At 63.6% G+C, this 20,225-nt stretch carries 18 protein-coding genes; 11 read left to right on the forward strand and 7 right to left on the reverse strand.

What is annotated here, in order from left to right; genetic code table 11:
- The first annotated feature begins 93 nt into the window (after nt 1–93).
- Nucleotides 94–2,142, forward strand: coding sequence for a c-type cytochrome (locus tag BM382_RS08100; protein ID WP_072442572.1), 2,049 nt, complete (start codon nt 94–96; stop codon nt 2,140–2,142).
- Nucleotides 2,143–2,277: 135 nt separating this feature from the next.
- Nucleotides 2,278–2,847, forward strand: a complete 570-nt coding sequence (locus BM382_RS08105) for a hypothetical protein (protein WP_072442574.1) — start codon at nt 2,278–2,280, stop codon at nt 2,845–2,847.
- 9 nt (nt 2,848–2,856) lie between these two features.
- Here the strand turns inward: BM382_RS08105 and BM382_RS08110 are convergent, their stop codons facing one another.
- From BM382_RS08110 to gcvA, 3 genes are all read right to left on the reverse strand, one after another.
- A complete protein-coding gene (locus tag BM382_RS08110) occupies nt 2,857–3,276 on the reverse strand; it encodes a DUF7079 family protein (RefSeq protein ID WP_072442576.1) in 420 nt (139 codons plus the stop codon).
- A complete protein-coding gene (locus tag BM382_RS08115; protein ID WP_072442578.1) occupies nt 3,263–5,191 on the reverse strand; it encodes a hypothetical protein in 1,929 nt (642 codons plus the stop codon). The genes BM382_RS08110 and BM382_RS08115 overlap by 14 nt, the downstream gene beginning before the upstream one ends.
- A gap of 107 nt (nt 5,192–5,298) precedes the next feature.
- Nucleotides 5,299–6,234, reverse strand: a complete 936-nt coding sequence (gene gcvA, locus BM382_RS08120) for a transcriptional regulator GcvA (protein ID WP_072442580.1) — start codon at nt 6,232–6,234, stop codon at nt 5,299–5,301.
- 101 nt (nt 6,235–6,335) lie between these two features.
- Here gcvA and BM382_RS08125 point away from each other — a divergent pair, with 101 nt between their 5' ends.
- The gene (locus BM382_RS08125) at nt 6,336–7,496 is read left to right on the forward strand and encodes an MFS transporter (protein ID WP_072442582.1); all 1,161 of its coding nucleotides are present in this window, start codon (nt 6,336–6,338) and stop codon (nt 7,494–7,496) included.
- A 98-nt stretch (nt 7,497–7,594) separates the two neighbouring features.
- Here BM382_RS08125 and BM382_RS08130 read toward each other — a convergent pair whose 3' ends face one another.
- Complete coding sequence (locus tag BM382_RS08130; RefSeq protein WP_015636890.1) at nt 7,595–7,924, reverse strand: hypothetical protein; 330 nt, start codon at nt 7,922–7,924, stop codon at nt 7,595–7,597.
- Nucleotides 7,925–8,091: 167 nt separating this feature from the next.
- Here BM382_RS08130 and BM382_RS08135 point away from each other — a divergent pair, with 167 nt between their 5' ends.
- From BM382_RS08135 to BM382_RS08150, 4 genes are all read left to right on the forward strand, one after another.
- Nucleotides 8,092–8,802, forward strand: a complete 711-nt coding sequence (locus tag BM382_RS08135; protein WP_072442584.1) for a response regulator — start codon at nt 8,092–8,094, stop codon at nt 8,800–8,802.
- Nucleotides 8,799–10,139, forward strand: a complete 1,341-nt coding sequence (locus tag BM382_RS08140; protein ID WP_011063246.1) for an ATP-binding protein — start codon at nt 8,799–8,801, stop codon at nt 10,137–10,139. The genes BM382_RS08135 and BM382_RS08140 overlap by 4 nt, the downstream gene beginning before the upstream one ends.
- Nucleotides 10,140–10,594: 455 nt before the next feature.
- Nucleotides 10,595–11,308, forward strand: coding sequence for an acid phosphatase (locus BM382_RS08145; RefSeq protein ID WP_011063244.1), 714 nt, complete (start codon nt 10,595–10,597; stop codon nt 11,306–11,308).
- A 59-nt stretch (nt 11,309–11,367) separates the two neighbouring features.
- Entirely contained in the window at nt 11,368–12,723 is a 1,356-nt protein-coding gene (locus BM382_RS08150; RefSeq protein ID WP_072442586.1) for an OprD family outer membrane porin, read from the forward strand.
- Nucleotides 12,724–12,739: 16 nt separating this feature from the next.
- Here BM382_RS08150 and BM382_RS08155 read toward each other — a convergent pair whose 3' ends face one another.
- Nucleotides 12,740–13,477 carry a hypothetical protein gene (locus tag BM382_RS08155; protein WP_011063242.1) on the reverse strand — a complete coding sequence of 246 codons (738 nt, stop codon included), beginning with the start codon at nt 13,475–13,477 and terminating at the stop codon, nt 12,740–12,742.
- Nucleotides 13,478–13,526: 49 nt separating this feature from the next.
- Nucleotides 13,527–14,372, reverse strand: coding sequence for a helix-turn-helix domain-containing protein (locus tag BM382_RS08160; protein ID WP_011063241.1), 846 nt, complete (start codon nt 14,370–14,372; stop codon nt 13,527–13,529).
- An 84-nt stretch (nt 14,373–14,456) separates the two neighbouring features.
- Here BM382_RS08160 and BM382_RS08165 point away from each other — a divergent pair, with 84 nt between their 5' ends.
- From BM382_RS08165 to BM382_RS08180, 4 genes are all read left to right on the forward strand, one after another.
- Nucleotides 14,457–15,080, forward strand: a complete 624-nt coding sequence (locus BM382_RS08165; RefSeq protein ID WP_011063240.1) for a glutathione S-transferase family protein — start codon at nt 14,457–14,459, stop codon at nt 15,078–15,080.
- Nucleotides 15,081–15,207: 127 nt separating this feature from the next.
- Complete coding sequence (locus BM382_RS08170) at nt 15,208–16,551, forward strand: SidA/IucD/PvdA family monooxygenase (RefSeq protein WP_011063239.1); 1,344 nt, start codon at nt 15,208–15,210, stop codon at nt 16,549–16,551.
- A gap of 65 nt (nt 16,552–16,616) precedes the next feature.
- On the forward strand, nt 16,617–17,939 hold the full coding sequence (ectB, locus tag BM382_RS08175) for a diaminobutyrate--2-oxoglutarate transaminase (RefSeq protein ID WP_011063238.1): 1,323 nt from the start codon (nt 16,617–16,619) through the stop codon (nt 17,937–17,939).
- Nucleotides 17,929–18,834 carry a DMT family transporter gene (locus tag BM382_RS08180; RefSeq protein ID WP_011063237.1) on the forward strand — a complete coding sequence of 302 codons (906 nt, stop codon included), beginning with the start codon at nt 17,929–17,931 and terminating at the stop codon, nt 18,832–18,834. The genes ectB and BM382_RS08180 overlap by 11 nt, the downstream gene beginning before the upstream one ends.
- Before the next feature lie 96 nt (nt 18,835–18,930).
- Here the strand turns inward: BM382_RS08180 and ppk2 are convergent, their stop codons facing one another.
- On the reverse strand, nt 18,931–19,827 hold the full coding sequence (gene ppk2, locus BM382_RS08185) for a polyphosphate kinase 2 (RefSeq protein WP_170866322.1): 897 nt from the start codon (nt 19,825–19,827) through the stop codon (nt 18,931–18,933).
- Nucleotides 19,828–20,225: the final 398 nt, after the last annotated feature.

A 20,225-nucleotide genomic window follows, 5' to 3' on the forward strand; every position in this document is an offset into this window, starting at 1 on the left:
GGCCTGTACCGTGAAGGCCGGGATAACCAATAAAAACCTTTGTGGATATCGGCCGAGGGGACCACCCCAGGCGGATTTTAAAGGAATAACCTGATGGCTTTTTCTCTGTCACGCCTGTGCCTTCTGGGCGCTGCGTTGCTCTGCGTACCCCTACTGCATGCCAGCGAGCCGACCCCGGCAGCGGCGGCCTCCACCCCAGATTCCGAACTGATCCAGCGTGGCCAGTACGTGGCCCAGCTCGGCGACTGCATTGCCTGCCACACCGCCAAGGGCGGGGCCACCATGGCCGGTGGCCTGGAGCTGAAGACGCCCATGGGCACCATCTACTCCAGCAACATCACCCCGGATAAAGACACCGGTATCGGCAGTTACAGCTTCGAAGCATTCGACCGCGCCATGCGCGAAGGCGTAACCCCTGACGGCATTCATTTGTACCCGGCCATGCCCTATCCGTCCTACGCCAAGATGACCGAAGAGGACATGCGCGCCCTCTACGCCTACCTGATGCACGGGGTGGAACCCGTAGCCCAGGGCAACCTGGAAGCCGACATGGGGTTCCCCTTCAACCAGCGCTGGGGCCTGTGGTTCTGGAACCTGGTGTTCGTCGACAAGCAGCCCTTCAAGCCTGACCCGGCCAAGGACGAACAGCTCAATCGCGGCGCCTACCTGGTCCAGGGCCTGGGCCACTGCGGTTCCTGCCATACCCCGCGGGGCATCGCCTTCCAGGAGAAGGCCATGAGCGACAGCGAATCCGGCGGCCAGCACTACCTGGCCGGCGAGACGGTGGAAGAGTGGCGAGCCCTGAGCCTGCGCAACCTGTGGACCGTGGAGGACACGGTGCAGTTGCTCAAGACCGGGCAGAACCGCTTTGCCACGGTATCCGGCAACATGGCCGACGTGATCCACCACAGCACCCAGCACTTCACCGACGCCGACCTGACGGCCATCGCCGCGTATCTCAAGTCCCTGCCGGCCGGCAAGGACGACTTGCCCATGCCATCGGTGGCCCTGACCCCGGCGGCCCCGCCGAACGACCTGTTCACCTCCCGTGGCGGCCTGGGCTACGCGCAATTCTGTTCCGACTGCCACCGTCAGGACGGCGCTGGTGTGCCGCAGATGTTCCCGTCCCTGGCCGGCAACCCCAGCGTCGCTTCGGCCAACCCGACCTCCTTGCTGCACATCACCCTGACTGGCTGGAAGACCGCCCAGACCGCGGCCCATCCACGGGTCTACACCATGCCCGGCTTTGCCCAGCTGGCCGATGGCGAGATCGCCGAGATCCTCAGTTTTGTCCGCAGCAGCTGGGGCAACAACGGCTCCGCCATCAGCGCCGAGCAAGTGAAGAAGATGCGGGCGCAACTGAGCCCGCAAGTGGAAAGCACCCTGTTCGAAACCCCGCGCCTGGCCAACCTGCTGGCGGCGCCGAATGCCGAGCAAGTGGTGCGTGGCATGCGCCTGCATCTGGAAACCAAGGCCCTGCTGCCGGACAACGTCGGCAACTCGCTGAACTGCACCAGTTGCCACCTCAACGCCGGCACCGTGGCCGACGGTTCACCCTTTGTCGGCGTCTCGGCGTTCTTCCCCGGCTACGCGCCGCGGGCGGGCAAGACCATCACCCTGGAAGAGCGCATCAACGGCTGCTTCCGCCGCTCCATGCACGGCAAGCCGCTGCCGGTGAACGGCGCCGACATGCAAGCCATGGTGGCTTACTTCGAGTGGATGAAAATGAACACCCGCCCAGAAGACAAGGTGGCCGGCCGCGGTGTGGGCAAGATCGACCCGGCCCTCAAGCCCAATGCCGACAATGGCAAGCAGGTCTATGCCAAGCAATGCGCGGTGTGCCACGGAGCTGACGGTGAGGGCCTGAAACGCGCCGACGGCAGCCTGATCTTCCCGCCGCTGTGGGGCGATCAATCCTTCAACATCGGCGCTGGCATGGCCCGCACCTACACTGCGGCGGCCTTCGTCAAACGCAACATGCCGATCGGTTTCCACGAGAAGTTCCCCCTGGGCCAGGGCGGCCTCTCGGACCAGGAAGCCCTGGACGTGGCCGAATACTTCTCCCACCAGCCGCGCCCGGACTTCCCGGACAAGGTCAAGGACTGGCCCAACGGCGGCCGTCCGGCGGACGCCCGTTACTGAGGGCTTGACCCTGTAGTCGCCGCCTTTGGCTGCGGCTACAGGCCCCGCAGAAAAATCTGCCGACGCTCCCTGGCGCCGAGGTAAGATTGCCATCCTTTGCGTCAGCCTTCGCTGTCGGTCCTTCAAGGATGAATCATGCGGCTTCGCTCGATCCTGTTGCTGAGCCTGTCTCTGGTGCTCGGCGGCTGTACCTTTGTCTCCACCCTCAAAGCCACCACCGTGAGCTACCGGGTGCCGGCCGATGCCGGTGACACCGCGCTGATCCGCATCGTCGCCCAGGGGCTGGTGCGTGGCGTGCCCTACAGCGATTGCATCGACTGGCGCAAACCGAGCTCCGGGCTGATGGTTCGCCCCCATCGTGGCATTGCCAATCCCAACTTCCGCAACCTGGGCATTCCGATGACGGCCGCCACCGACCGCATGCGCCGTCAGGAAGGCTTTGGCGCCAACGAGCTGAAAATCCCGGCCAATCGTCCGTTCGCCTTCATGTTCTACAACACCGAGCCCGGGATGGATAAGGACTACCGCTTTGTCTGCGAACAAAGCGTGACCTTCGTGCCCGAGGCCGGTGCGACCTACCAGATGGTCTTTCTCCAGGACCAGATGTGCACAGCGATGCTGCGCAAGATCGACGATCAGGGCGAGATACTGCCGGAGCGGGTGCCGCTGCGCCCTACCGATTATTGCAGCGCCGATGCCCGATAGAGCGCGAATCTAGGGCGCATAGTGCTTGCAGATTTCCTCCCAGATATAGGCGCCGCGAAAGCGGATCCAGCGGATGAACAAGCGGTCGCGAAAGGCCTGCCAGCGGCTGCTGCGCCGCAGTGCCAGGCTATCCTCGATTTCCTCCAGCAAGGACTCCCGCTCGAAGCCGATCCAGATCTCCGGGATCACCGACATCAGGTTGATGTAGCACACCGGCGCCACCTCTTCGTAGAGAATGCGCTCCACCTCGGCCCGGTCGTAGGCCTGGGTTTCCCGGGCGATGTAGGCGTAGTCCACCTCGTTGTCGACAAAGGCGTCCGAGAGCAGGTAGCGGATGGTGTCTCGCTGTACCGGGGTGATCGGGCTTGAAGGCATGTTGGGGCGGGTCCTTCCTGGTGGCCGGCGACAGCGGATTCTATCTCGGCGCAATCATCCGTGTCGGCGCCGTGCCATTGGCATTGTGCTGATAGATCGCCACGGGCTGCCCCTGCTCATTGAAAAACACCTGGCCGATCCCCGACGAGTTCCACAGCCGCTCCCCGGCCTCGGCATGCTCGGGCACATGGGGCATCACCTTCATCCGCCGGCGCTTGGTGAACCAGTTCAACGGCGAGCGCGGCGAGTAGAGCCAACGGTTGAGGCGGTCGAACCATTCCAGCAGGGCGGCGGGGAATTCGTTCTTGATGCCGCTGCTGGTGATCTGCCAGATCCGCGGGCCGCCCTGGCGGTGGCGGATCAGCACTTCGTAGACGAAGGAGTAATGCACATCCCCCGAGAGAATCACGTAGCTGCCCGGGGTTCGCGAGTGGCGGAAGATGTTCAGGATCACCTGGGCGGAACCGCGATGGGCCATCCAGTTCTCCGCGTCCACCAGCAGCGGGTAGCCGCACCAACTGAAGACCTTCTGCACCGTTTCGATCAGCTTGACGCCGAAGATCGGCGCCGGTGAAACGATGATCGCCGAAGGGTGATCCAGCAGTTCGTGTTGCAGTTCGCTCAGGGCTTCCCAGTCCAGCAGGCCGGAAGGCTGGCCCAGGTTGGACTCGCTGCGCCAGCGCCGGGTGCGGGTGTCCAGCACCACCAGGGCCGGGGTGCTGGGCAATACGTATTGCCACTGTTGGAAACCCAGCAACTGGTCGATCAGGTCGTTTTGGGCCTGGCATTCCAGCATGCGTTCCGGAGTTTGTGCCGTGGTGCTCAAGGCGCGGGTCTGCTCCAGCAGTTGGGCGAAGGCATCCGGGTTGTTGCCCCAGCCCTGGCACAGCATGTAAGCCAGCAGCGCGTTGCCGATGATGCGCTTGGAGAAGGGGTGACCGTAGGCGGTTTCTTCCCATTGGGCGCTGAGGTTCCAGTCGTCGGTGATGTCGTGGTCGTCGAAGATCATCAGGCACGACAGGTGGGCAAAGACCCGCGCGGCACCCTTCAGGCCCTGGACAAAATCGTCGATGCGCTGCTGTTCCCGGGTGTAGCGCGTTTGCTGTTCCGGCGTCAGTCGTGGCGGCTGCGGCGTGATCAGGGTCCAGGGCAGCGGCGACCAGACCAGCAGGTACATGGCCAGCACCTCGGCGAAAGTCACCAGGTGGTTGTCAGCGTTGCTGCTGGTGAAGATCGGCTTTTTCACCCCGCCGAAAAACCGCTCGCGCAGGGTTTCATTGCTCTTCAACGCCGGAAGCAATTCGGCCCGCTGGTAGTAGCTGGCGCCATGGCGGTACAGCGCCTGACTGTCGGCCACCACGGCACCGTCCAACTCTTCATCGAACAGCCCGAGGCGCTCGATCAGGGCGTGAATGGCCCGCAACATGGGCCCGGCCACATCGTCGGCGTACACCTGGTCGCCGCTCATCATCAACAAGGCCGGGCGTTGTGCAGGCTCGGGTTGTTGCGCCAGCAGGCGGTCGACGCAGAGCAAGCCGTCAGCGGACGGGTGATGGGGCTTGCGGCAGGAGCCGTGGAGCAGGTTGTCGATGCGGCTGTGGAGCACGAACTCAGGGGTCCTGGCATCGCCATACAGCAGGTGCGGCGCCCAATTGGCAATAGCCCGGGCGCTGTCCTCGGCATCGTTGATCAGCAGGTCATAGGCGATCGTCACGTCCAGGGGCAGGGCATCGTCCAGTGTCACATCGATCAGATGGATGAAGGCATGGCGACCGACGGGAATGACCTGGCATTGCTGCGGGTCGAGGGCCAGATCCAGGGTCGCGCTGCCAGCGGGCTGCAGGCGCAGGGTCAGCGCCAATGCCCTGGAGCCCACCAGCCACAGCACCAGCCGCGTCGGCTCCAGGCGGCGCAGCAACGGGCCGGCGAGAACAGGAGGCAGGGCAGTGGGGGGCGTGGTCGGGAGCATCTGCTGCGGGATCTCTAGCGGTTGCAAAGGGGGCGAAATGGTAGCGCAGCCGATGTCGAAGAAACGTCGGTTGCGCGGGCTGGAGCAAGGCTTTTGTATCCGATTATTTATGGGCGTGGGCCCGCATTGCCCGCAAGCTGTTGTACCTGATGATCCATGGCGTCCTGGTGAATCTGCGCCAGCATCCAGTCGATAAACACCTGGGCTTCGGGGGCCGCATCACTGGCCAGCGCGTAGTAATAGCGGGTCAGGGGCTGGCGCAGGTCCGGCAAGGGGCAGATCAGGCGGCCGCTGGCCAGGTCCTTGGCCAGCAACGATGCCGGGCACAGCGCCAGGCCCAGCCCGTCGACGCAGGCCTGGAGCACGAAGTGCATATGGTCGAAATGCAAGGTCGGCGAGGTGCGCAGCGGTTTCAGGCCGCAGTGCTCCAGCCACTTCTGCCAGTCGCTGGCGCGGGTGCGGCTGACCAGCAAGGTATGTCGCGACAGATCATCGGGGCTGTTCAGTGCTGTGCTGTGCAACAGCGACGGCGCTGCCACCACCAGGATTTCGTCTTCCAGAAGGCGTTGGGGTTGCAGCGTGGTTGCCCAGCCGGAGCGGCCACGGCGAATCACCAGGTCGAAGGTTTCCTTGGCGGAATCGGGGAGCAGGGTGCTGGTCACCACCTCCGGCTGGATCTGCGGGTACAGCGCCATGAACTGCGGCAAGCGGGGAATCAGCCAGCGCACCGCGAAGGACGGCCGCACATTGATGGTGACCTTGCGCAGGGCCGCGCCGCGGCGCAGGGAGGCGGCGGCATTGGCGATCTGGGCCAGGGCCACGCTGACCTGCTCATGGAAGGCTTGCCCGGCAGGGGTGAGCACCGACTGGCGGATGCGCCGCTCGAACAGCAGCACCCCCAGGTGCTCTTCCAGCAACTTGATATGGCGGCTCACCGCGCTGTGGCTCACATGCAGTTCTTCGGCGGCGCGGCTGAAACTCTCGTGGCGAGCAGCGGCGGCAAAGGCGCGGACGGCGTTCAGGGGCGGCAGGTCAGTGATCATGTGTCTAATTTAGTCACATGTATGGCGCAATTAAAGCGTTTGTCAGTGCCGCAACAGAAGGTCACGCTGAACGCCGTTCATGACCTGCCGGTTTGCCTGCCATGCCCGATACCCACGCCCGCACCACCGATAAGGCTTCCGCCCGCGCCGCCTCGATCCTCGGCCTGTGCCTGCCCGGCGACACCTTGCTCTACCTGTTGCTGCCCATGCAGCACGAGGCCTTCGGCGTGACCCTGGCCGAAGCCGGCCTGTTGCTGGCAGCCAACCGCCTGGTGCGGATCTTCGGCTACAGCCATGTGATGCGCTTCTACGCCCGCCGCGGTGATCGCCCGGTTTGCGTGCTGGCCGCCTTCACGGCGGCGTTGTGCGCCCTGGGCTACGCCACCTTGTCCGGTTTCTGGTGGCTGCTGCTGTTGCGCCTGGGCTGGGGCCTGACCTACGCGGCCCTCAACCTTTCAACCCAGGTCATGGCCACCGCCGAGCCCACGGGCGCCGCCCGCCGCACCGGCCGCTCCCGGGCGCTGATCGCCACCGGGCCGATGCTGGCCTTGCCCCTGGGCGCGCTGGTCAGCGTCGAATATGGCCCGCGAGTGATCTTCCTTCTTATGGCCCTGACGTCACTGGTCGCTCTGCTCCTGGCCTTCGGCCTGCCGAGCAAGCCCCATCCACTGGCCAGTTCCAGCCGCCGTTTTCAGCGCCCCGACAGCGTGGCGCTGTGGTCCTTTATAGAAGGGCTGGTGCTGGATGGTCTGTTCATCATTGGCCTGTCGCTGCAGGCCGAGCAACTGATGGCGGGCAATGCGGTGCTGGTGGCGGGCGGGCTTCTGGCCCTGCGCTACGTTTCGGAAATGCTCCTGAGCCCCCTGGGCGGCCTCGCTGCACAACGCTGGGGCGCGACGCGGATGTTGATCGTCTTCTCCCTGCTGACCTCTGTGGCCCTGGTGGGCTTTGGTTGCCATTGGCTGATTGTCGGCGGCGCCTTGGTGCTGGTGTTGCGGGCCCTGCAATTGCCGCTGGTGGTCACGGTGGTTGCACAGCGGCATCCGGGGGCGGGCAGGGTGCGGGCCCTGGCGGCCAATGCGGTGTGGCGGGATATCGGCGCCGGGGTCGGGCCCTTGATCGCCGGCTTGCTGCTGCCGGTGGCGTCCACGGTGTGGGTGTATTCGCTGGCGGCGGGGTGTCTGGCGGTGAGTGCGTTGGCGTGTCGAGAGGTTGGTGTCCGTGGGGAGGAGGGCAGACAGGCGTCTGCCGAAGAGGCTTAGGGGCGCCTCTGTGGCCACGGCCAGTCAGATCAGTTAGCGGAGTTCTGTAGGAGCGAGCTTGCGCGCGATCGTCACGAGCAAGCTCGCCCCTACAGGCCTCAGGCCGAGGCCTTGTGTTCTTCTCCGCGTTCAATGCTCTGCGGCTGGCCCTGCTCGATCACCCAACGCAGCAGGTCGGTCACCGACACCCGATGCTTGCGCTCCACCCACTCCATGCCCTCGGGGCTGTAGTGCTCGCTGTAGCGGGTCAGCACCAGGTGATTCTGGTCTTCAGACATGCGCAGGCTGACTTCGCGGCAATGCAGGCTGGCGTTGTCGAGCTTGGTCACGCGTTGCAGCAGCATCAGGGCGTGTTGTTCGCAGGTGGGCACGGGCAGCTCCTTTGCGGCAAGAGGGGCTGGGGCCGAGGCGGGTTTGAGCAGGCGCATGGTCAGGGTTCTCCAGCAAGGGGAAGCCGATGCTGGCAGGTGAACCTTGCGCAAAGATGTCTGCTTTATTGCGTGGCTGAAGGTTTGTTACCACGTTGAAATATATGACGGGCCGCGCCGAATGGTTTTAGATAACGGCTCTTTCCGACCTTGAGTGATGCCTGCTGGTGAGCCGTCTTTTGATCGTGGACGACGACATTGAAGTCCTCGCTCTGCTGAAGAAATTTTTTGTCCAACAGGGCTATCAGGTGGTGGTGGCCACCGATGGCGCGTCGCTGTGGGCGGCTCTGGAGCGGGAGGTGCCGGATCTGATCATCCTCGACCTGATGCTCCCCGGCGACAACGGCCTGACCCTGTGCCAGCGCTTGCGCCAGCAGCACGCCACGCCGGTGATCATGCTTACCGCCATGGGCGAGTTGAGCGACCGGGTGGTGGGCCTGGAGATGGGCGCCGACGATTACCTGAGCAAGCCCTTCGATGCCCGCGAACTGCTGGCCCGGGTACGGGCGGTGCTGCGCCGGGCCGGAGAGAGCCGGCCGGCGAGCGCGGACGTGCCGCGGCCGCTGATCAAGTTCGCCGACTGGCAGCTGGACCTGACTCGCCGCGAACTGCGCTCGCCGGACCAGGTGATGATTCCGCTGTCGGCAGGGGAGTTCGACCTGCTGCTGGTGTTTGTCGAGCACCCGCAACGCATCCTCACCCGCGAGCAACTGCTGGACCTGGCCCGGGGCCAGGCCCATGACGCCTTCGATCGCAGCATCGATGTCCAGGTCAGCCGCCTGCGGCGCAAGCTGGAGTTCGACACCAAGCGCCCGGCGATGATTCGCACGGTACGCAACGGCGGCTATCTGTTCACCCCCAGCGTGACCCGCCAGTGAAGCTGATCAAGCCCTTGTGGCGTTATCGCCTGCGCGACACCGTGGCGCGCTGGATCGCCCTGACCATCATCATGGCCATGCTCACGGCCCTGGCGTTCAATGCGCTGTTCGTGCAGTTGGCCGGGGTCTGGGCTTATCCGCCACTGGCGGAAACCGGGTTGCTGGAGAAGTCCGCGGCCATCGTGCGCATGGTCGAGGCCTCGGAGCCGGGCCAGCGCTCGCGGTTGGCGGCTTCGGTCAGTACCGATCACCTGAGCATTGTCTGGCAGGCGACACGGCAGGGCCTGGATCTGCCGCTGCTGGAAGACTCCGAATACCGCGACGGCTCCGAGGCGTTTCGCGCCTTGCTCGGCCCACCGCAGCGGCATATCGAGGCCTATCAGCCCAGCGACTGGCGAAGCGACCAAGGTCGCTACGCGCTGCTGGTGCAGTTGAGCGACCAAAGCTGGCTGATGTTTTCTTCGGCGTCACGCAGTTGGGGGCTGGAGGAGGGCACGCGCAACCTGATCGTAATTGCCCTGGTGCTGATTTCCACCGGCCTGGTGGCCTTGATTGCCACTCGCCGGCTGGCCAAGCCGCTGCAGCAGTTCGCCCAGGGCGCCCGGCGCTTTGCCGTGGACTTTCGCGCGCCGCCCATCGATCCGGTGGGGCCCCACGAGATCCGTCAGGCGATTCTTGCCTTCAACGCCATGCAGGCGCAGTTGCAGCACTTCATCAAGGACCGCACCCAGATGCTCGCGGCCATCTCCCATGACCTGCGCACACCGCTGACCCGCATGCGCCTGCGCGGTGAGTTCATCGAGGATGCCGACCAGCAGCAGCGCCTGTTCCGCGATGTGGACGAGATGCAGGCGATGATCAATTCGGCCCTGGAGTTCTTCCGCGACGATGCGCGGCTGGAGCAGGCCACCCATTTCGACCTGGCCGAACTGTTGCAGACCCTGGTGGACGACTACCGCGACCAGTCCATGGAAATCCTCTTCACCGGGCCGCCGCGTCTGGTGTATTGCGGCCGGCCCCTGGGGCTCAAGCGGGTGATGACCAACCTGCTGGACAACGCGCTCAAGTACGGTGCGCAGCCAGCCATCGCGCTGGAACAGGGGGCGGATCAGGTGCGGGTACGCGTGCTCGATCGTGGCCCGGGGATTCCACCCGAGGCTCTGGAACAGGTGTTTGCACCATTCTTCCGGCTGGAGAGCTCGCGCAACAAGAGCACCGGCGGCGTGGGCCTGGGGCTGTCGGCAGCACGGGCCATTGTCCGCGAACACGGCGGCGAGTTGCGGCTGTTCAATCGTGAGGGCGGTGGGCTGGAGGCGCGGGTGGAGTTGCCGCTGTAGCCGCGCCCGCAGTTGAGGACTTGCGTCAGAGCTCCATTGCCTCCAGCCCTGGCCCGCTAGGCTTTTTTTCAAGCTGCCCGTAGCGTGACTTGCGCCATCCTGCATTTGCAGGATGGTTTCTGCCCTGGTGCGCCGGGATACTCGATCAGGCACTACCGCGCCCCTGGGCGCACCCTCGCCGAAACCGATAACAACAAGAACGGTGGGCACTATGAACGCAACCCTGGTCGTCCGGAACGCGCCTGCCGCCTGGACATTGATCGATCCGCCTGTGCAGTACCTGGCCCCGGGCCAAGGTTCTGAACATCACGTCTTCCGCTGTTCGTCCACTGGCATGCGCCAGACATCACGGCCTCAAGCGCCGCCCTGAGTTTGTCCTTCCTGCAATCGCACTTCTCTGTCTGTGGCCTCTGTCGCGGGCCGCTATTGCTCGTCCCAAAGAAAGGATTTGCTTCATGACTGGTAAACCTTTAGCCATGCTGGGCGCTATTTTGCTGATCGTCAGTCTTGGCACTCATGCGGCGCAGCTGCCGGTGCAGCCCTACCTGGCGCCTCAGGCGCTGGATCTGGCGGCCTTCCTGCCTCCACCACCACTTGCCGGCAGTTCCGAGGACCGCCAGGACCTGGAGACCGTACTGCTGGTCCAGGGCCAACGCACGCCGCAGCAGGTGGCGCAGGCCAAACGCGACGATCATCTGAGCGACGCGGTATTTCCCTTTGCCGGGGAGATTTTCGGGCCGCAGTTCACTCTCGACCGGCACCCGCTGACTGCGCAGTTCTTCCGCCGCACCCTCAAGGACCTGGTGCAGACCCTGATGCCTGCCAAGGCCCATTTCGCCCGCCCCCGGCCTTATGAGCTGAGCGCCGAGGTAAAGCCGGTGCTGGCGCCGCCGATGGGCGAGTCCTACCCCAGCGGGCACACCATGGATGCCTACCTGAGCGCCATTCTCCTGGCGCGGATGGTCCCGGAAAAGCGTGACGAGCTGTTTGCACGGGCCGCTGCCGCGGGGCAAAGCCGAGTGGTGGCCGGGGTGCATTACCCCACGGACCTTGAAGGGGGGCGGATCTCGGCGGTGGCCCTGGCCGTCGAGCTGTTGCACAACCCTGAGGCCCTTGACGACTTCAACCGGGCCCGGCGCGAACTGCGCGCCACCCTGGCCCTGGATTGACCTCCTATCCCTGAGCGCCGGCTACGGGCGGCGCTCCTTCACTGACGAGGAACAGTGCCATGTCCGTGTATCGCACAAGCATTGTGCTGCTGGGGTTGTGGCTGGGCCCGGGCGGTATCAGCCAGGCGGGAGATGAGGACTGGGAGGAGCTGTTCACCGAGGGCGAGGCCCGGATGTTTTTCGATAACCAGTACTTCGCCCGGGATTACCGCAACGGGCCCAACAACAGTGGCCGTAACCGCTACAAACCGCGTAGTGAGCGCAATGGTTATCGCCAGGAGTGGGGCCAGTCGGTGCAGCTGTATTACCGTTCCGGTTTTACCCCCGGGCTTCTGGGCCTGGGGTTCGATGCCTTTGCCATGCAGGCCTTCAAGCTCGACAGTGGCGGTGGGCGCACCGGCACCGGCACCCTGGCGCTGGACGGCAAGGGGCATCCGCGGGACAGCCATGGCAAGGTTGGCGGTGCCCTCAAGCTCAAGGTGGCCGAGGCACAGCTGCGTTATGGCAATTTCACCACCCAGGCGCCGGTACTGGCGGCCAACAACAGCCGGATCATTCCCGGGATGGCCTACGGCTGGCAGTTACAGCGCGACTGGGACGGGCTGAGCCTGGAAGCGGCGCGGCTGAGTGCCTTGTCCGGCCCCACCGAAAGCAGGGCCCGAGGCGGGATTTCCACGGTATACGGACGTTTGTCCGGGGCGCGGATCAATATCGACAGCGCCCAGTACCTGGGGCTGAACTACAAGGGCGAGCAATGGCGCGGGGCTTATTACCTGGGGCAACTGGAGGACGTCTGGACCCAGCATTACCTCAACCTGGGCCACACCCTGGAACTGGCTGGCGAGCGTAGCCTGAGCAACACCTTCAACCTGTATCGCACCCGGGATAGCGGCGCCTCGTTGTTTGGCCCCATCGACAACCTGATCGCCTCCCACGCCCTGGCGTACCGTTTCGATGCCCATCGTTTGACCCTGGCCTACCAGCGCTCGTTTTCGGATACCCCGTTCGACTACATAGGTTTCGGAGACGGCCAGACCGGGCAATCCATCGTCCTGGCCAACTCCGCGCCCTACTCGGATTTCAACGGGCCACGGGAACGCTCCTGGCAATTGCGTTACGACCAGCGCCTGGCTTGGCTTGGGCTGCCGGACCTGAACCTGGGGCTGCGTTATCAGCGGGGCTGGGGAGTGGATGGCAGTCATGCCCCGGCCAACAGCATCTACCGTGGCCTGTATGGCGAAGATGGCCGTCATCACGAAACCGACCTGGATTTGAGCTACACCTTCAGCAGCGGTTGGCTGAAGGGCCTGCACCTGCGGGCCACGCAGATCTGGCATCGAGGCAACAGCGCCCAGGCCGATGGTTCCATCGACCAGTTGCGGATTCGCGTGCAGTATCCGCTGGCGCTGTTCTGAAGGGGCGGGGTGGAACTCAGGACCAGTCGAAGCAGAACAGCACCAGCCCTTCCACCGGTTCGTAGAACATCACGATCAGGTCGGCGCCGCTGATTCCGTAGTGGCTGGCCGGTACGCTGAGCGCGTGCTCGAAGCGCCGGCCAGCGGGGCTCAAGGGCCAGACGTCGATGTCGCCGCTGTCATCCGTGGCTTCGACGATATCCATGGGAAATTCCACGGTTTCCACCCAGTTGCCATAGCCCTCGGCGATGCCGGCCATCTGGTCGATGAAGGTCATGTGGTAGTCGCTGTCCTCCGGCCAGGTCAGGCGGCCGAGTTCCTGGTAGCGCTGGCGCGAAGCCTGGTAGGTGGCGTGCTCTTGGGCGTAATGGCGTTGCAGGCTGGCCCGCACGTTGCGCCGGGGCTCGGGCAGATCGGCATTGCCCGGGTGCAGGAAGAAGTAGCGCGGGTCGCCGCACAGGCGGTAGCGGCCGTTCTCGATCTTGAAGCCGATCCAGTTGGTCTTCAGCAGTTCGCTGCCAAAGCCGCAGTCTGCCGTCAATTCGCCTACCAGCCCCTCATCGGGTTCGATGGGGCTCAGCAGGTGCAGGCGCCCGGACCAGCCGGGGTTGATCAGGTTGGCGTCGATGGACAGCAGCGGCAGCAGGTGCTCGGCCAGTTCCTGCTGGTCGGCGACGAACACCTCCTGGGCATCGGGGTAGGCGACGGCGCCGGCCGGCAGTTGGGTGCATTCCGGGGTCTGGATCGTGGGCATACAGCGGGTCCTTGCTCAAACGGGAACAACAGGGAAAGAAGGGCGCGCCTCAGGCGCGGCTGTTACGGAAACTGCCGGGGGTAATGCCCACCACCTTCTTGAAGGCGCGGGTCATGTGGCTCTGATCGAAGAAGCCGCAGCTGAACGAGGCTTCCGCCAGGCTGGCGCCGGTGCGCAGCAGGTTCTGCACCTGGGCCACGCGCTTCTGGATCTGGTAGCTGTGGGGCGAGACGCCGACGGTCTTCTTGAACACGCGGATCAGGTAAAGCGGGTCCATGTCCACCAGTTGCGCCAGTTCTTCCAGGGGAATGTGCCGGGCGTATTCGTCTTCGAGCTTCTTCTTGATGAACTTGACGGCGCTGCGCTCGGCGCTGGCGATAGCGGCAATGGGGGCGCCGCTGCGTTCGAAGAGTTGGGTCACCAGGTCCAGGAGGATGGATTCGCGCTCCAGGCTGGGTGGGGAATTTTCGATGATCTGGTGTTGCTGGAGGAAGGTCAGGGCAAAGCTGGGGTCCAGGTTCAGGGCATTCTGGAACAGATGGATGTGCTCGGCGCCGAAGCGGCCCTGGAAAATCACCCGGTTGACCCAGCCCGGGTCGAGGTAAAGCATGCGGTACATCCAGCCCTGGTCATGCCCGGGGAGGCCGTCATGAATTTCCCCCGGGGTGATGGTGACCACGCTGCCGGCGCTGCCCAGGTAGTAGCTGCCTCTATAGAAGAGTTTTTCCACCCCGCTGCTTATAACGCCTACTGCATACCGATCATGTGAATGCCTGCCAAAAGACTGAGTGCTGTAACGCGCCGATAACAACTCACAGTCGCCTTCTGGTATTCGCCAAAACTGCACGAAATCCTTGTCTGGCCTAAAGACTTTGCCGGGTTGGTGCTCATCCATGAGTTTGTCCAGTTTTGTGCAATACGTTGGAAAAGAGGGCCGCTAAATTTAGCACCCATTTCACAACGCGAGCTAGGGGAAGTGATGCCTACAAAACTAGTTATTGGGGATTACAAAAAGTCTTCATGGTCATTTCGTGCATGGCTGGTTCTTGTAACGGCAGACGTCTCCTTCGAGACCCTTCAGGTCAAGCTGGAACAGGATGACACCCGCCAGCAGATCCTGCGCTATTCGCCCTCGGGCAAGGTGCCGGCACTGCTGCTGGACAAGGTGGTGATCAACGACAGCCTGGCCATCTGCGAGTACGTTGCCGGTGCCTATCCGGCGGCCAACCTGTGGCCCCAGGACCCGCTGGTCAAGGCCCAGGCCCGCGCTGCCGCGGCGGAAATGCACTCCGGGTTCGTCAACCTGCGTACCCAGATGTCCTTCGGCCTGAACACCGGCGATACCCCCGAGCCGCTGACCGCCGACACCCAGGAAGAGATCCAGCGGATCTTCGACATCTGGACCAACCTGCGCCACGCCAGCGGCTCCAAGCAGTTCCTGTGCGGCGACTTCGGCATCGTCGATGCCATGTTCGTACCTGTGGTGTTCCGCTTCCGTCGTTATGGCGTGGCGGTGCCGGCACAACTTCAGGCTTATGTCGAACAAGTTCTGGCCTACCCGCCAGTACAAAAGTGGCTGAAGTTGGCTGCGGAAGAAGTTTGAAAAAGCCGAACTAGTTATAACGAATAACGCTAATTAAAAATTAATGGCTATTTGACGGAAGGCAGAAAAGACCCTGGTGTTTTTTCTGCTTTTTCGAGTCTGACTTTTGTTGCAGGAAGGGGAATTTATGAGTGTTCATAAAGTGACTGCCAAGGATGTTGGCCGTGAAGGGCAAGTTTACGACGTGATCGGCATCGGTTTTGGCCCGGCGAACATCGCCCTGGCCATCGCCATGGAAGAGATGGAATTTGCCGGCACCCGGCTGTTTCTCGAGCGTCACGCGAGCACTCAATGGCAGCCGGAGATGATGCTCTCCGGCAGCGATATCCAGAACCACCCGAGCCGTGATCTGGTAACGCCGCGCAACCCGCGCAGCCGCTACACCTTCACCAACTTCCTGTTCGAGAACGACCGCCTGTTCGAACACCTGAACCTGGGCCTGGAGTTCCCCCTGCGCAGCGAGTTCGCCGAGTACGTACGCTGGGTTGCCGGTTTTTTCGCCCGGGACGTGGCCTACAACCAGAGCGTGAGCCAGATCCAGGTCGACCCGGCCAGCAACCTCTACACCATCACCACCCAGGCCGGCGTGCAGTATCAGGCGCGCTCCGTGGTCCTGGCCCCGGGCCGCACCCCGGTGATTCCGCAGGTGTTCGCCAACGCCGCGGCGGACCGGGTGTTCCACCTGACCCAGTACCTGGGGCGCCTGGCCAGCCTGGCGCAGAAGGGTGAGCTCAAGCGCGTGGCGGTGGTCGGCGGCAGCCAGAGCGCCATCGAAATCATCCTGCACCTGCGCCACACCTACCCGAACCTGGAAATCGTCAGCGTGCAGCGCGGCTACGGCTTCCGCCTCAAGGACACCAGCCAGTTCAGCGAGCACGTGTACTTCCCGTCCTTCGTCGACCAGTACTACAACAGCTCCGCCGAGGCGAAGAAGAACATCAACCGCCACCTGCACTACACCAACTATTCCGCTGCCGATGCTGACGTAATCAAGGAACTCTACGTGGGCATGTATGAGGACAAGCTGCAGGGCCGCGAGCGCGTGATCATCAAGGGGCTCAGCGAGATCCAGGGCTGCACGCCGGACGGCGAGGGCTACAGCCTGTCGCTGCGCAACAGCAGCACCCACGCCATCGAGGAGCTGGGCGGGCTGGACGCGATCGTCCTGGCCACGGGTTTTCGCAACCTCGGCACCGGCCCCCAGGAAGAACGCTACCCGGCGATCCTCAAGGACCTGGCCGAACACCTGGAGAGCGACGCTCAGGGCGTGATCCGCATCGGGCGCGACTACAGCCTGGCCGCAGCCAAGGGCAGCCATCTGCCCGCGTTGTACCTCAATGGTCTGTGCGAATCCTCCCACGGCTATGGCGATGCCGGCTCCTTCAGCCTGCTGTCGCTGCGCTCGCGGGACATTTTCAACTCGCTGAACCAGCAACTGGGCCTGGCCCAGGCTGCAGAAAAGATCGCTTGAGCCGCTGCATCGAATCCTGAACCTCGACCCCTTTATGTGAGCAGGCAGCAATGGATATTTCAGAAATGGATGAGTTGGGCGTATTTGCGGATGTGGAGTCTTCGGCGCGCAGTTACTGCCGCAGCTTTCCGGTGGTCTTCGACCAGGCCCAGGGCAGTCATCTGTATGACCTGAAAGGCCAGGCCTATATCGACTTCCTGAGCTGCGCCGGGTCCGTGAACTATGGCCACAACCCCAAGGCGGTGAAGGCCGCGGTGATCGACTACCTGCAACGGGACGGCATCCAGGCTGCCCTGGACATGCACAGCCGGGCCAAGCAGGAGTTCATCTACAACTTCCGCAAGATCATCCTGGCGCCCCGGGCCCTGCCCTACAAAATGCAATTCACCTCGCCCACCGGCACCAGTGTGGTGGAGTCGGCGGTCAAACTGGCGCGCAAGGTCACCGGGCGCCGGCACATCGTGGCCTTCACCAACGGCTTCCACGGCATGTCCAACACCTCCCTGGGGCTGACCGGCAACCGTGACAACCGCCAGCCAGGGGTGGATCCCTATGTGTTCCGCATGCCGTTCGACGGTTACCTGGAAGGCCTGGATTCCATCGCCTACTTCGAGCGCCTGGTCAAGGACAACAGTTCCGGCATGGACCTGCCGGCAGCGGTGATCCTGGAAACCATCCAGGGCGAAGGCGGGATCAACGTGGCTTCGGCAGAGTTCCTGCAGCGCCTGCGCCAGCTGACCGCCGAGCACGGCATCCTGCTGATCGTCGACGACATCCAGGCCGGCTGCGGCCGCACCGGGACCTTCTTCAGCTTCGAGCCCTCGGGCATCACCCCGGACATGGTGTGCCTGTCCAAGTCCCTCAGCGGCTACGGCTTGCCGTTCGCCCTGCTGCTGCATCGCCCGGAACTGGACCAATGGTCCCCTGGCGAGGACAACGGCACTTTCCGCGGCAACACCCTGGCCTTTGTCGCCGCCACCAAGACCGTGCAGGAGTTCTGGAGCGACGACCGCCTGGTCAAGCACATCCAGGCCAACGAAGCACAGCTCAAGGAGTGGCTGGCTGAAGTGACCGAACGCTTCGCCGGGCATATCAAGGATGTGCGCGGACGCGGGCTGTTCTACGGCATCGAGTTCCACGACCCGGCCCAGGCCGCCGCGGTGATGCGTGCCTGCTTCGCCCGCCGCCTGATCATCGAGCGCTGCGGTCCGGTGGACCAGGTACTCAAGCTGATGCCGGCGCTGACCATCAGCAGCGAAACGCTGCAGGCCGGCCTGGCGAGCATTTTCGACGCCATGCAACAGGTGCTGGAGCAGGGCAAGTTAAGTGACCCGGACCAGGACGTCGATCCTCTGGTCTTCATTAATGGAGTCGCGCATGTCGACTAATACCAACCGCGCCATCATCGAGCTGACCATTGGTGGCTTGATGCTCAGCCTGTCGGCGCTGGCCGTGGCCTTTGCCCACATCGGCGCCGGTGGGGCCGGGTTCTACCGCATGCTGTTCGCCTCGATCCTGTTCTTCCTGCTGCTCAAGGTGCGGCGCATCCCGGTGCTGCTCAAGAGCGCCAAGGCGCAGCTGTACACGGCCCTGGCCGGGGTGTTCCTGGCCATCGACCTGGTGCTCTGGCACCAGAGCATCTACATCGTCGGCCCGGGCATCGGTTCGATCCTGACCAATTGCCAGGTGTTCTTCATGACCCTGCTGGGTCTGTACCTGCTCAAGGAGAAGCCGTCGATCTACTTCCTGATCTCCATCACCCTGGCGTTTATCGGCCTGTACCTGTTGCTGCTGCCGGAAATGACCAGTGCAGTGGGCATCAAGGGTGTGGTCTATGGCGTGCTTTCGGGCCTGGCCTACGCCATTTGCGTGTATTTCCTCAAGGTCAACACGCAGTTGCCTGACGGTGGGGGCGACAAGATCGCACAGATGCTCAACCTGAGCCTGTGGGCCGCGCTGGTGCTGCTGGTGTATGCCCTGGCCATGGGGGAAAGCCTGGCCATCGTCGATGGGCAGACCCTGGTGATGCTGATCATCTATGGGGTGATGGTGCAATTCGTGGGCTGGTTGCTGGTCAACCGCTCCATCGGTGCCATCAGCCTGGGCCTGGCGGGGCTGATCCTGCTGCTGGAGCCGGTGATCACCTACTTCGTCGATGTGGCGTTTCTCGGCAAGGCCAGCTCGGCGCTGCAGATCGCGGGTGCGCTGCTGACCATCTTTGCGGTGTACATCGGCTCTATCAAACCACCGGAGAAGGTGACGCCGGTGACCGAGGCTGCCTGAGGTCTCGAGCTGATCCAGTGCTCTGATTCATAGATCCGCTCGACTTTTGCTGCGCACAGACCCGCCTGTCTGCGCGCAGTTTTTTTTGCCCGGAATTCAGGCCGACAAGGCCAGGCGCGTGGCTCGCGGATCTGTCGCAGCCTGGGCCTGGGTGCCTTCATCCTCTTCCAGTACCCGCGAGGCGCGGCCCACCAGCAATGGGTCCGGGGCATGGGCGACTTTCAGGTCCTTGCCCGGGTAGTCCAGCTCGTGCAGGAAGTGGCGGATACAGTTGATTCGCGCGCGCTTCTTGTCATCGGACTTGATCACCGTCCAAGGGGCATCGGCGGTGTCGGTGTGGAAGAACATCGCCTGTTTGGCGGCGGTGTACTCGTCCCACTTGTCCAGGGACTTGATGTCGATGGGCGAGAGCTTCCAGTGCTTGAGCGGGTCGTCCCGACGGGAGATGAAGCGGCGCAGCTGTTCTTCGCGGTTCACCGAGAACCAGAACTTGAACATCAGGATGCCGCTGTTGCACAGCATGCGCTCCAGCTCCGGGGTCTGGCGCATGAACTCCAGGTATTGCAGGGGCGAGCAGAACTCCATCACCCGTTCCACCCCGGCGCGGTTGTACCAGGAGCGGTCGAAGAAGACCATTTCCCCGGCTGTGGGCAGGTGCTGGATATAGCGCTGGAAGTACCACTGGCCCTTTTCCTGTTCCGAGGGCTTTTCCAGGGCCACGATCCGCGCGCCGCGGGGGTTGAGGTGTTCCATGAAGCGCTTGATGGTGCCGCCCTTGCCAGCAGCGTCACGGCCTTCGAACAGCACCACGATGCGCTGCCCGGTTTCCTTGACCCAGCTTTGCACCTTGAGCAGTTCGATCTGCAGTTCGTTCTTGGCCTTTTCGTACTCGGCGCGGCGCATGCGGTTGCGGTACGGATAATTGCCCGGCAGCACAGCGGACACGCTGTCTTCGTTGGAGCCGCGCGGCGCGCTGGCCACCTGCAGGGCCATGGGCTTCTGGCTGATGGCGCTGATTTCGGCCTCGGCGGCTTTCGCCGGTGCAGCCTTGCTCGCCGTGCGTGGGCGACGCGGGCGCGGCGTTGCGGGTTTGCGCGGGGGGCTCTTGGCAGGGCTGGCGGAACTGGCTTCCGGCAAGGCTTTGGGTTGGGTGCGGAGGGTGGATTCTTCACTCATATAAGGAGGGCCTGTGCGTCTCGTTCAAATGTTCACTTACAAGTGTATGGCCCTCAAACGTCGGCTCTTTGACCTCCATCAAGGATGTGCCCGAGAGATGCTTGTATCAGGCGCGCGGGGCCCTGGTGCCGGCTACGGAAGCAATTCCTGCTGATGCACCGCGAGCCTCGGGAATCCAATGCGAGTGTCGCCCCTGGCAGGGGGAGCGACATTCC

This window comes from Pseudomonas sp. NFPP25 (assembly GCF_900116505.1).
In the GTDB taxonomy this organism is placed as follows: Bacteria; Pseudomonadota; Gammaproteobacteria; order Pseudomonadales; family Pseudomonadaceae; genus Aquipseudomonas; species Aquipseudomonas protegens.

Coding starts and splice junctions, on each gene's coding strand:
- BM382_RS08100 (WP_072442572.1), top strand. CDS start 94: ATGGCTTTTTCTCTGTCACGCCTGTGCCTTCTGGGCGCTGCGTTGCTC.
- BM382_RS08105 (WP_072442574.1), top strand. CDS start 2,278: ATGCGGCTTCGCTCGATCCTGTTGCTGAGCCTGTCTCTGGTGCTCGGC.
- BM382_RS08115 (WP_072442578.1), bottom strand. CDS start 5,191: ATGCTCCCGACCACGCCCCCCACTGCCCTGCCTCCTGTTCTCGCCGGC.
- gcvA (WP_072442580.1), bottom strand. CDS start 6,234: ATGATCACTGACCTGCCGCCCCTGAACGCCGTCCGCGCCTTTGCCGCC.
- BM382_RS08125 (WP_072442582.1), top strand. CDS start 6,336: ATGCCCGATACCCACGCCCGCACCACCGATAAGGCTTCCGCCCGCGCC.
- BM382_RS08130 (WP_015636890.1), bottom strand. CDS start 7,924: ATGCGCCTGCTCAAACCCGCCTCGGCCCCAGCCCCTCTTGCCGCAAAG.
- BM382_RS08145 (WP_011063244.1), top strand. CDS start 10,595: ATGACTGGTAAACCTTTAGCCATGCTGGGCGCTATTTTGCTGATCGTC.
- BM382_RS08150 (WP_072442586.1), top strand. CDS start 11,368: ATGTCCGTGTATCGCACAAGCATTGTGCTGCTGGGGTTGTGGCTGGGC.
- BM382_RS08155 (WP_011063242.1), bottom strand. CDS start 13,477: ATGCCCACGATCCAGACCCCGGAATGCACCCAACTGCCGGCCGGCGCC.
- BM382_RS08160 (WP_011063241.1), bottom strand. CDS start 14,372: ATGGATGAGCACCAACCCGGCAAAGTCTTTAGGCCAGACAAGGATTTC.
- BM382_RS08165 (WP_011063240.1), top strand. CDS start 14,457: ATGCCTACAAAACTAGTTATTGGGGATTACAAAAAGTCTTCATGGTCA.
- BM382_RS08170 (WP_011063239.1), top strand. CDS start 15,208: ATGAGTGTTCATAAAGTGACTGCCAAGGATGTTGGCCGTGAAGGGCAA.
- ectB (WP_011063238.1), top strand. CDS start 16,617: ATGGATGAGTTGGGCGTATTTGCGGATGTGGAGTCTTCGGCGCGCAGT.
- BM382_RS08180 (WP_011063237.1), top strand. CDS start 17,929: ATGTCGACTAATACCAACCGCGCCATCATCGAGCTGACCATTGGTGGC.
- ppk2 (WP_170866322.1), bottom strand. CDS start 19,827: ATGGCCCTGCAGGTGGCCAGCGCGCCGCGCGGCTCCAACGAAGACAGC.